The sequence below is a fragment of the Brumicola pallidula DSM 14239 = ACAM 615 genome, assembly GCF_000428905.1.
GTDB classification, from domain to species: domain Bacteria; phylum Pseudomonadota; class Gammaproteobacteria; order Enterobacterales; family Alteromonadaceae; genus Glaciecola; species Glaciecola pallidula.
Map to the genome: position 1 here is coordinate 56,706 of NZ_KE386818.1, position 11,068 is coordinate 67,773.

The following is an 11,068-nucleotide window of genomic DNA, read 5'->3' on the forward strand; positions in this document are numbered from 1 at the left end:
AGTGATTCTGCAATGCTACAAAAACCGCACAAACCCCTAATGCCACAAGTCATTACTATTATGGGACCAACTGCGTCGGGTAAAACAGCGTTAGCCATTGAGTTGGCTAAAAGCATAAATGGTGAAGTTGTTAGTGTCGATTCGGCTCTGATTTATCGGGGGTTGGATATTGGTACTGCGAAACCGAAGGCTGAAGAACGAGATGATATTAAACATTGGTTGATTGATATTGTTGACCCTGAAAACGCCTATTCTGTGGCTGAATTTTGTAAAGATACGACAGTTTGTATCGAAGATATACTGCGCAGAAGGAAGACTCCTATTCTTGCCGGTGGCACCATGATGTATTTTAATGGCCTAATAAAAGGGCTATCTAGTTTGCCAAATGCTGATGCAAAAACACGTAGTCAAATACAATTATTTGTTGAGCAACACGGATTGCAAGCTGCGCACCAAAAGTTAAGTGATATTGATCCAGGAAGTGGCGCTCGTATTCATCAGAATGATCCGCAACGTATCATGCGGGCATTAGAAGTGTATGAGTTGACTGGTAAGACTATGACCGATTTACAATGCATTAAACCTGCTGCATTACCGTATGAATTCACTCAGTTTAGTTTGATGCCAAATGACCGTGCGTTGTTGCATGAGCGTATCGCTTTGAGGTTTGACCTAATGCTGCAAAATAACTTTGAACAAGAAGTAAGAAAACTACGTAACAATATACGGTTACATATTAATTTGCCTGCTATTCGCAGTGTGGGTTACCGCCAAATGTGGCAATATTTGGATGGTGAATGCAGCTTTGATGAAATGCGCGAAAAGGGAATTATCGCAACTAGACAATTAGCTAAGCGTCAAATCACTTGGTTAAGAGGCTGGGAAGACGCTATTTCGCTGGAAACAGGCAATACAGAAAACATCAAACTGATTTTGCAACATATTCGATAAAATTCGTTACATATTTTTGCTTGAATAGTATACACTTGAAAAGTAGTGAGAGTATTCCGAAAATAAAAAAACATAATAAAGAGTAAGGATCACAAATGGCTAAAGGTCAATCACTTCAAGACCCCTTCTTAAATGCATTAAGAAAGGAACGTATTCCAGTATCAATATACCTTGTAAATGGCATTAAATTGCAAGGTCAAGTTGAGTCATTCGACCAGTTTGTCATTTTATTGAAAAACACGGTGAGTCAAATGGTATACAAGCATGCAATCTCAACCGTGGTGCCTTCTAGAGCGATTGTAATGCCAACTCAAAGCGACGGCGAAGGCGAATAATGTCGGCGGTTCTGAACAACATTGTCCGCAATCCAGTCGTATCTATGGAAAGCCATGCTTTAATAAAAGGTGTGTATAATTAAAAGTCATAACAACGGGGTTCTATTTGTTTGATCGTTACGAAGCCGGTGAACAGGCTGTCTTAGTTCACGTTGATTTCTCTGATAACAGTAATAAGGAAGACTTAAACGAGTTACAAATGCTGGTAAGCTCAGCAGGTGTAAACACAGCATCTGTGCTCACTACATCTAGGCGCTCTCCTCAAGCCAAGTTTTTCGTTGGTAGCGGCAAAGCACAAGAAATAGCCGATACCGTAAAAGCAATTGGCGCAGACGTTGTCATTTTCAATCACCAACTTTCTCCTTCACAAGAACGTAATCTCGAAGCGCTTATTTGCTGTCGAGTGCTAGACCGTACAAGTCTTATTCTTGATATATTTGCGCAACGAGCGAGAACTCATGAAGGAAAATTGCAAGTTGAACTAGCGCAACTGCGTCATTTATCAACTAGACTTATTCGTGGTTGGACTCACTTAGAGCGCCAAAAAGGTGGCATCGGTTTGCGCGGTCCTGGTGAAACACAACTAGAGACCGATAGACGTTTGCTTAGAGCTCGAGTAAAAGGAATTATTAAACGCCTAGAAAAAGTGAAAAAGCAACGGGAGCAAGGTCGCCGTTCTCGAAAGCGTGCTGAAATTCCAAGCGTATCACTAGTGGGTTACACCAATGCTGGAAAGTCAACATTGTTCAACACCATTACCAATGCAGGAGTCTACGCAGCTGACCAATTGTTTGCTACACTAGATCCAACATTGCGTAAAATTGAGTTAGCAGAAGTTGGTCATGCTATTTTAGCTGATACCGTGGGTTTTATTCGACACTTACCACATGATTTGGTGGCAGCATTTAAAGCCACGCTTCAGGAAACTCAGGAAGCCGATTTGTTATTGCACGTTATTGATTATGCGGACGATCAACATCTTGAATACACTCACCAAGTAAACGAGGTGTTGGATGAAATTGGCGCTGGTGAAGTGCCGCAACTAATCGTTTGTAATAAAATAGACCGGCTAGAGGGCGTTGTACCAAAAATTGATCGTGACGATACGGGTCGTCCCATTCGTGTTTGGATTTCAGCGCAGGCAGACTTGGGTATTGATTTATTAAAAAACGCCCTCACTGAATGTTTACACAAGACGATGGTAGAATATCAATTAAAAGTTCCACCAAATGAAGGCAGTTTGCGTGGAATGCTCTATAATCTTAACTGTATTGCACGACAAAGCTACTCAGAAGACGGATATTGGTTGGTAGATATCAAGATGCTTGAGAGCGATTGGAATAAAATAGATAAACAATTAGATAATCGTCTCAATAATTACATTTTGTGAAGGTTATTTGTAAATTTAAAAATCTAATCGAATCGGCTTTTAGTATAAGTATTAGTAAAACAAAAATGTAAGTATAAATGACTTTAATTACGGAGTGTCTGTATGGCTTGGAATGAGCCGGGTGGTGATAAAAACGACCCTTGGAAAAATCGCGGCGGTAAAGAACAAGGTCCACCAGATCTTGATGAAGTACTGAAAAATTTATTTGGCAAGTTTACTAAGTCAGGCGGCAGTGGCGGGGGTAGCGGTAAAAGCTATACCGGCATGGGGCTGGGCTTACTTGTTGCTATCATTGTTATTATTTGGGGCTTAAGTGGTTTTTATACTATTAAGGAAGCTGAACGTGGGGTGATATTGAGATTCGGTGAGAACACAGGTCAGCTAGCACAGCCTGGTTTAAGCTGGAAAATGACGTTTATTGATGAAATTATTCCTGTAAACGTACAAAATATCAGCTCTCTAGGATCTGCTGGTTCAATGTTAACTGAAGACGAAAACATGGTGCGTGTCGAAATGGAAATGCAATATCGTATTGCTGACCCTTACCTCTGGAGATTCTCGGTTGTTAGCCCGGAAACAAGTCTAAGCCAAGCTTTAGACAGTGCAATTCGTTATGTCGTCGGCCATATGAAAATGGATGACATTCTGACTGATGGTCGCGAGACTGCCAGAGAGCGTGTTCGTATTGAACTGGACAGTATTGTAGGTGCCTACAACATGGGTGTTTCGGTTATCGATATGAACTTTAAGGATGCACGTCCACCGCAAGAAGTAAAAGCGGCGTTTGACGATGCTATTGCAGCACAGGAAGATGAAGTTCGATTTATTCGTGAAGCGGAAGCCTATGCGAGAGAAATTGAGCCTAGAGCCCGTGGACAAGTCAATCGTATGAACGAAGAAGCTCAAGCTTATAAAGAGCGTTCTATATTGGAAGCTCAAGGTGAGGTAGCTCGGTTCGAGGAGTTATTACCACAATACTTGGCTGCACCAACGGTGACTAGACAGCGTATATATCTTGAGACAATGGAACAGGTATTTTCGAGTACCACTAAAATAATTGTTGATACTGAGGGTAGTGGCAACATGTTGTACTTGCCTTTAGACAAGATCATGGATAGTACAAGGTCGCAGACCCAAGCACAGCGGGCTCAGGATAGAAACACACTGGAAGGATTGCGTAACTCACCAGCGGCAGAAGAGTTGCTGAATAGAACGCAAGACAACAATACAGGCAGCAATAATAGACAGGGGAGAAACTAAAGCATGAAGAATTTACTAGCTATAGTAATAATCATCCTGTTAGCCATTGGTTACGGATCTATTTTCGTGGTCAAGGAAGGAACGCGTTCTATCGTTGTTCGTTTCGGTAAAGTAGTTGCAGACGATGAGGGTAACACTCAAGTTTATACCCCCGGTCTGCAATTTAAATTAGCTGTTTTTGATACAGTGAAAGTACTGGATGCTCGTATTCAAACGTTGGATGAGGGACCAGACCGTTTCGTGACCATAGAAAAAGAAGATTTGATTGTCGATTCCTATGTGAAGTGGAAAATCGAAGACTTTGAGCGCTATTACTTGTCAACGGGCGGCGATAGATTTCAAGCAGAGAGTCTGCTGAAGCAGAAAGTAAACAACGGACTTCGTTCTGAATTCGGTTCTCGCACAATCAATCAGATAGTATCTGGTGAGCGTAGTGAATTGATGGATGAAGCAATGAAGCAAGCTTCAGGTACTACTAATGAATTGGGTATTCAGATTGTTGATGTGCGAGTAAAGCAAATCAATTTACCCACTGAAATTAGCGAATCAATATTCAACCGCATGCGTTCAGAACGTGCTGCTGCAGCAAGAGAGTATCGTTCAGAAGGTAAAGAACAAGGTGAGATTATTCGCGCAAATATCGATGCTAAAGTAACCATTATGTTGGCAGACGCGGAACGTAATGCGCGCCAGCTGCGTGGTGAAGGTGCTGCTCAATCAGCTAAAATTTATGCTGAAACATTTTCTAAAGACCCTGAGTTCTACTCATTTTTAAGAAGTATGGATGCGTATAGAAATGCATTTGACAGCAAGCAAGATGTTATTGTTTTAGAGCCGGACAGTGAGTTCTTTAATTATTTGAATTCACAATCGGGCAAAAGGAAGTAACATTCTTTGAGGTCTAGGCAAGGGGTAGTGCGGATAAATTAGCACTGCCCCTTTTTTTGTGCCTAATAATGATTCGGTTCACTTACGTAATGAAATCATTGACTGATACTGGCGCGCTTTTTGGGTTACCCTAAGTTTTAATTAAAATTAACTAAGATTAAATGTAATTCAGATTTTGTTGCTTTATTGAACTGTATTGCAAAACAACAATGGTACATTAAAAATTTTTTATGAAATGCCGCCGTATTTTATGTACTATTTAACGCGCTAATAAAAACAACAAAAGAGAGTGACAGTTGAGTCGTCGTAATTCACCTTCAATCCCACCATCTAAACAACCGCAAGATTTATCTAAATCTGGTTGGTTTTCACGATTTCTTTCAACCGTAGAATGGTTGGGTAATCTCCTTCCTCATCCAATAACACTATTTGCTTTATTGGCAGTGCTTATTGTCTTTTTGAGCGGTGTATTAGGTTACTTTGACGTTAGCGTTGTTGACCCGCGTCCAATCGGCAGTAAAGGTCGAGATGTGGACGGTATGATTGAAGTTATTTCACTTATGGATGGCGATGGCTTACGCAGAATAGTAACTGGTTTAGTAACTAACTTTACAGGCTTCGCGCCGCTGGGCACTGTATTGGTTGCTTTGCTTGGAGTGTCACTTGCTGAACATTCTGGATTACTAAGTACAATAATGCGTTCAATGGTAATGAATGCTTCACCGCGTATGGTAACTGTGGTTGTCGTTTTTGCTGGTGTGGTTTCTAATACTGCTTCAGAATTAGGGTACGTGGTAATGATCCCCCTTGCCGCAATGATTTTTCATTCATTAGGTCGACACCCGCTAGCTGGTTTAGCGGCGGCGTTTGCTGGTGTTTCAGCCGGATACAGTGCAAATATTCTAATTGGAACTGTAGACCCCTTGCTTGCTGGATTTACTCAAAGCTCAGCTCGTATTATTGACCCTGAATACACAGTTAGTGCTGAGGTGAATTGGTACTTCATGATTGTTAGTACCTTTGCTGTTGCAGCGATGGGCGCCTTTGTTACTGAAAAAATAGTAGAACCGAGGCTTGGGAAGTACAACCCCGATGATGCATCAATAGATTTAGGCAAACAGCAACTCGATAGTCCGACCGCAATTGAAATAAAAGGCATGAAATGGGCTGGTTTGAGCTTCCTGATTTTATTAGGAGTTTTAGCGTTAACGGTCGTGCCGGCGGATGGTATTTTGCGAAACCAAGAAACAGGGCTAGTCAAAGGCTCACCATTCTTGCAAGGTATTGTTGTTTATATCTTCGTCACTTTTGCAATCCCAGGGTTTGTGTATGGAAAAATTGTTGGTACGATGAAAAACGATCGTGATGTCATTGATGCAATGTCAAAAAGTATGAGTTCCATGGGCTTGTATATCGTGCTTGTTTTTTTCGCAGCTCAATTTGTTGCGTTCTTTAAATGGACGAACTTGGGAACTGTGCTCGCAGTAAAAGGGGCTGCAATGCTTCAAGCCACCGGTTTAGATGGACCTGAAGTGTTTGTTTTATTCATTCTCATGTGTGGATTAGTTAATTTGTCACTTGGCAGTGCGTCAGCTCAGTGGGCGATTACGGCACCCATATTTGTACCTATGTTGATGTTGATTGGGTATTCTCCGGAAGTGATTCAAGCAGCTTACCGAATTGGCGACTCAGTAACGAACGTTATTACACCCATGATGAGTTATTTTGGCCTCATCTTAGCAATCGGTGTTCGTTATAAGAAAGACCTTGGAATAGGAACTCTGATAGCAACAATGTTGCCATACACGCTAGTATTCATGGTAGGTTGGACCTTGTTATTCTATTTGTGGGTTTTTGCCTTTGGTTTGCCAGTAGGGCCCGGCGCTCCAACCTACTACACGCCGTAGATTAAACAATGACAATGCAGGTGATCTCGGGCCTGCATTAGGTCCAAAAGGGACTTAGCACCGTACAGACAGTACGGCAAATTAGAACCAGCAACTAAATACTAAAGAAGCTATGAAATATAAATCACAATCATCCTTTACGCATGACCAAGCAGATAAAGTTGGCGTATTAATTTCTAATCTCGGTACACCTAGAGCGCCTACTAAACAAGCGCTTAAGCCCTATTTAAAACAATTCTTATCTGATCCTAGGGTCGTTGAAGTGCCAAAAATTATTTGGTGGTGTGTACTTAACCTTATTATTTTAAATATTCGTCCAAAACGGTCTGCTGAAGCTTATAAAACAGTGTGGACGGATGAAGGTTCGCCATTGCTCGTACATACAAAAAATCAAGCTTCAGGACTCGCGCAAAAGCTCAAAGCAGAATACGGCGATAATGTAGTGATTGGTTATGCGATGCGGTATGGACAGCCGTCGGTGAGTCGCGCGATTGATGAACTGCTTGATCAAGGTGCTAGGAAAATTGTAGTACTTCCCCTGTATCCTCAGTACTGCGCGTCTACCTCAGGTTCAACGTTTGATGCTGTGGCAGAAGATTTTGTTAAAAGACGCTGGTTGCCAGATTTTCGTTTTGTAAGTCACTATCATGATAATCCTGAATACATAAAATGTGTTGCTGATAAAATTAAAATGCATTGGAAAACGCATCCGAAAGCGGACAAGTTACTCTTTTCTTTTCATGGTATTCCCAAACGCTACTTGCTAAATGGCGACCCATATCACTGCGAATGCCACAAAACTTCTCGTCTTATTGCTCAAGAGCTTGGTCTTCAAGAATCTGAATATATGACGACGTTCCAATCCCGATTTGGACGTGAAGAATGGCTACAACCTTATACTGACCAAACTTTAAAATCATTTCCTGAAAAAGGTGTAAAGTCGGTTCAAGTCGTGTGCCCCGGTTTTTCATCAGATTGCTTGGAAACAATTGAAGAAATTGGTGTGGAAAACCGAGAATACTTCGAAGAGTCCGGTGGTGAGCGTTACGAATACATCGAGGCATTGAACAGTGACGATGCGCATTTAACGATGTTGTTCAATGTGATAAAAGATAATTTGAAAGGTTGGGATCTCGACTCCAGTAAAACCAACAATTATGAGCAACGAAACACACTTGCCAAAAACCTAGGTTCCGATACGTAATGTTGCGAGAAGATGTTAAAAAGCAAACCAGACGGGCAATACTGTGAAAGATGGCGTTATGAAAGAGCATTCCCCTCAAACACTCGCCAATAGTCTTGAAGACAATCATTTTCGCGCGCCAGATGCGCTATTAAAGGCGCAGCAATTGGCTAACCTGTTAGATACAGCGGTAAAAGTTCCATTTATCGGCATCTCTGTTGGTTTGGATTTTTTAGTTGGTCTAATCCCAGTTATAGGCGACACAACAATGCTTATAGCGTCCTTAAGAATTGTTCAATTAGGTCGCAGCTTAGGTTTGCCAGCACCGCTGCAAAAGACCATGTTACGTAACACTATTATCGATTTTGGCTTGGGTTTTGTGCCGCTCGTTGGTGATTTAGTTGATTTGTTCTACAAAGCCAATCTGAAAAACGTGCGCATAATGGAGCGATGGTGGATAGAGCAAAATAAGCAACAACTTGACGCCCGAGCTCAACAAAAATTACTTGAGTGGGAACAACAACAAGATTCGGTTAAATGAACTACATAAATATGGCGCTGGAATTTAGCCGCGCCATTATTTAGTGTTTATTAATAAACTAAAATTGATATTTCAACTTCAGGCCAAAATTACGGCCTTGTAATTGTGCTGCATCTTCATCAGCAGATGCCCTTGTGTCCTGGTTTAATAAATTTTTACCATATATACTTAGGTTTACGTTATCTGTAATTTGCATGGCAATGGTCAATGACCATTTTGTATAGCTTTCGAGTTCGCCTTCACCATCCCCCACTTCATCTTGGGTTAAGCCATGTTGAATAAGATTATAGATTGTCCAACTCCCTTGCTGCCACCGCGTTTTGATATCGATACGTGAGCCTAGAATATCTAATAAAATGTGAGCCTGATCATCCTTTCCACTTTGCTGTTGATACGCAACTTCTTGCGTAAGGTGAGCATTTACTTGCCATTTGATAGCGGCTTCAAAACCCTTGATGGTGGCTTTGTCAATGTTTCTAAATGTTCGATCGCGGTTAGCTAATCGAAAGCGTTCAATATAGTCATCAAGAGCGTAGTAATAGGTTTGTAAGTTAAACTGCAGATTGTCAGTAAAAGCATAATCAAGCGTAAATTGTCCGCCTTGGCTTCTTTCTGATTTTAAATCAGGGTTTCCAACGGTGTTACCGCGGGGTGTTAGGCCATTAAAATATAGTTCAGATAGGGTCGGGAAACGAAAGCCTGTACCAAATTCAGCATGCAATACGAGGTTGTCAGTAAGTAACCATTCAGAATTAAAGCTGTAGTTGACGCGTTTTGCAGTATGTGAGGTATTAGTAGTATCTTCCTTTTGTTTTATCTGATCAAAGCGTATTCCGCCAGATAAACTATAATCAGCAAACTGCCAATGCTGATCAACAAAAAATCCAATGTTATTTTGTTGGCCTTCTAAAATTTTCACATCGGCTAGGATATTACCAGCTAAGTCATATTCCTTGTCATTGATATCAACGCCACGTCGACTGACCGCATCAAACCCCGCGCGACCAGTTCCTCGCATAACGGAAAATGATAATAGGCCCGTTGCGCCGATAGTATTGGATTGATACTCGGTAAAGTTTTCTCTGGAATTAACTCGCAGCGAATCTGTATCCCAGTTTTGATTATGATGATAAACACTCAAAAGCCATTCATTTCGTCGACTAATTTGGACTTTTGCTAAATTGTGAAACTCGTCTGGATAGGAAGTCACTTGCTGATTTGGAAACAGCCTTGAACTTTTACCAATATCTGTTCCTTGGCTGGTCAGTAACATAGACTCTATATCAATATTATTAATACTGGTTTTGTATTTCAATAAACCGGTTGTTTGAGTAAATCCATCGTCTAATTTGTTGCCATTGGCGTCTTCACGTTGGCTGGATGCGCGATGTACCATTCCACCTTGGAATTGATGTTCGTTAGTATCGATACCATAAGTTGCCGATATTTCTGAGTTGCCGCCATCGCTCTCTGTAACCAGCCCAAGCGAATTAGAACCAAATTCGCTAGTAAACAAACTCACTACTCCACCCAGTGCATCCGAGCCATATAAAGTGGAACTAGGACCTTTTGTGACGCTTAAGCCTGACATTAGCGCTTGTGGCACAAATGATACTGAGTTCCCTGCACGGCGGTCGGTAAAAATTGGAATGCCATCTACTTCAGTGCGCAATCGCCATCGACTAAAGCCACGTACGCTATAACTTTGGAATAACCCGCCCTGACCTGAAGTATCAATTCCCGGTAAGGTTGCTAACCAATCGGCGAGTCTCACTTCGGTATCGTTTTGTTGGGCAAAGCTTATACCGACGACACTTTGGTTGACCAAGCCTTCATTACCCAGCAGGTTACGTTGGCTCATGATGGAGATGGTTTCGATTTTAGAAGGGTTACCAGAGGCTTCTGCTGCAACTGCATCGCTTGCGACAAAAGGAAGGTTAGCGATTGCATATAAACTTAAATAGAAATTGATTTTATTGACGCGAAAAAACCTATTCGGCTGCATAGGGCAAATACTCTTATTACTTATAAAAAGGAGAAAGTGTTAAATTGAATATTATTCTTATTATTTATTTAACTATTAAGTTGTTTATTCGCTTTACTATTTAGCTTGTTGACCTGTTTTATCGAGTAAAGTGAATTCATAAACCATACTAGATCAGTAGCTATTTTGTTTTTTTACTTAAATATCGATAGGATATAAACGTAATCTGAACATTCATTTAACTATAGCATAAGGGAATTTTGGCATGAAGCGTTTGCGTTTAACTTTTACTTTAATAATCGCCTCATTTATTTTATTTGCATGCAAGGATAAACCGATGAGTGAAGAGAATAAACAACCAGAACTCGCCGCATCTGCAATGGACTGTGCAACTACAGAAGATAAAATCAAATGCGAACAATTAAATCGCAGCTCTAAAAGCTTAACAGAATTAAGCGGCTCTAATGTCAACAAACTAACAGTCACCTGCGATGATAAATTCCGTAACGAGTTTGGTGAATGTGAAATTCCGAATCATCCTCACCCTGAAGAACTGATTAAAAAACCCATCGAAAAACCGATTAAAAAATAATAGCAGTCAACCGGATCTGGAATGCCTTGATGATCGC

10 protein-coding genes are annotated in these 11,068 nt (G+C 41.1%); 9 read left to right on the forward strand and 1 reads right to left on the reverse strand.

All coding sequences use genetic code 11. The annotated features are described in order from the left end of the window. The first annotated feature begins 12 nt into the window (after positions 1-12). From miaA to G399_RS0119120, 8 genes are all read left to right on the forward strand, one after another. Positions 13-951 carry a tRNA (adenosine(37)-N6)-dimethylallyltransferase MiaA gene (miaA, locus tag G399_RS0119085; protein ID WP_026843895.1) on the forward strand — a complete coding sequence of 313 codons (939 nt, stop codon included), beginning with the start codon at positions 13-15 and terminating at the stop codon, positions 949-951. A 95-nt stretch (positions 952-1,046) separates the two neighbouring features. Next, positions 1,047-1,286, forward strand: coding sequence for an RNA chaperone Hfq (gene hfq, locus G399_RS0119090; protein WP_006014764.1), 240 nt, complete (start codon positions 1,047-1,049; stop codon positions 1,284-1,286). Positions 1,287-1,392: 106 nt separating this feature from the next. After that, positions 1,393-2,676 carry a ribosome rescue GTPase HflX gene (hflX, locus tag G399_RS0119095; protein ID WP_006014766.1) on the forward strand — a complete coding sequence of 428 codons (1,284 nt, stop codon included), beginning with the start codon at positions 1,393-1,395 and terminating at the stop codon, positions 2,674-2,676. Between the two features lie 102 nt (positions 2,677-2,778). After that, a complete protein-coding gene (hflK, locus tag G399_RS0119100) occupies positions 2,779-3,936 on the forward strand; it encodes an FtsH protease activity modulator HflK (RefSeq protein WP_006014769.1) in 1,158 nt (385 codons plus the stop codon). 3 nt (positions 3,937-3,939) lie between these two features. Continuing rightward, positions 3,940-4,824 (forward strand): protease modulator HflC, encoded by an 885-nt coding sequence (gene hflC / locus G399_RS0119105; RefSeq protein ID WP_006014772.1) that lies wholly within the window; start codon positions 3,940-3,942, stop codon positions 4,822-4,824. Positions 4,825-5,120: 296 nt separating this feature from the next. After that, positions 5,121-6,731, forward strand: coding sequence for an AbgT family transporter (locus G399_RS0119110; protein WP_006014775.1), 1,611 nt, complete (start codon positions 5,121-5,123; stop codon positions 6,729-6,731). A gap of 112 nt (positions 6,732-6,843) precedes the next feature. Beyond that, positions 6,844-7,935, forward strand: a complete 1,092-nt coding sequence (gene hemH / locus G399_RS0119115) for a ferrochelatase (RefSeq protein ID WP_006014778.1) — start codon at positions 6,844-6,846, stop codon at positions 7,933-7,935. A 58-nt stretch (positions 7,936-7,993) separates the two neighbouring features. Then, complete coding sequence (locus tag G399_RS0119120; RefSeq protein ID WP_034897812.1) at positions 7,994-8,455, forward strand: DUF4112 domain-containing protein; 462 nt, start codon at positions 7,994-7,996, stop codon at positions 8,453-8,455. Positions 8,456-8,513: 58 nt separating this feature from the next. Here G399_RS0119120 and G399_RS0119125 read toward each other — a convergent pair whose 3' ends face one another. Then, positions 8,514-10,460, reverse strand: coding sequence for a TonB-dependent receptor plug domain-containing protein (locus G399_RS0119125; RefSeq protein WP_006014784.1), 1,947 nt, complete (start codon positions 10,458-10,460; stop codon positions 8,514-8,516). Between the two features lie 244 nt (positions 10,461-10,704). On the opposite strand from G399_RS0119125, the gene G399_RS21105 reads away from it, so the two are divergent. After that, positions 10,705-11,031, forward strand: a complete 327-nt coding sequence (locus G399_RS21105; RefSeq protein ID WP_006014786.1) for a hypothetical protein — start codon at positions 10,705-10,707, stop codon at positions 11,029-11,031. Positions 11,032-11,068: the final 37 nt, after the last annotated feature.

Coding starts and splice junctions, on each gene's coding strand:
- miaA (WP_026843895.1), top strand. CDS start 13: ATGCTACAAAAACCGCACAAACCCCTAATGCCACAAGTCATTACTATT.
- hfq (WP_006014764.1), top strand. CDS start 1,047: ATGGCTAAAGGTCAATCACTTCAAGACCCCTTCTTAAATGCATTAAGA.
- hflK (WP_006014769.1), top strand. CDS start 2,779: ATGGCTTGGAATGAGCCGGGTGGTGATAAAAACGACCCTTGGAAAAAT.
- hflC (WP_006014772.1), top strand. CDS start 3,940: ATGAAGAATTTACTAGCTATAGTAATAATCATCCTGTTAGCCATTGGT.
- hemH (WP_006014778.1), top strand. CDS start 6,844: ATGAAATATAAATCACAATCATCCTTTACGCATGACCAAGCAGATAAA.
- G399_RS0119120 (WP_034897812.1), top strand. CDS start 7,994: ATGAAAGAGCATTCCCCTCAAACACTCGCCAATAGTCTTGAAGACAAT.
- G399_RS0119125 (WP_006014784.1), bottom strand. CDS start 10,460: ATGCAGCCGAATAGGTTTTTTCGCGTCAATAAAATCAATTTCTATTTA.
- G399_RS21105 (WP_006014786.1), top strand. CDS start 10,705: ATGAAGCGTTTGCGTTTAACTTTTACTTTAATAATCGCCTCATTTATT.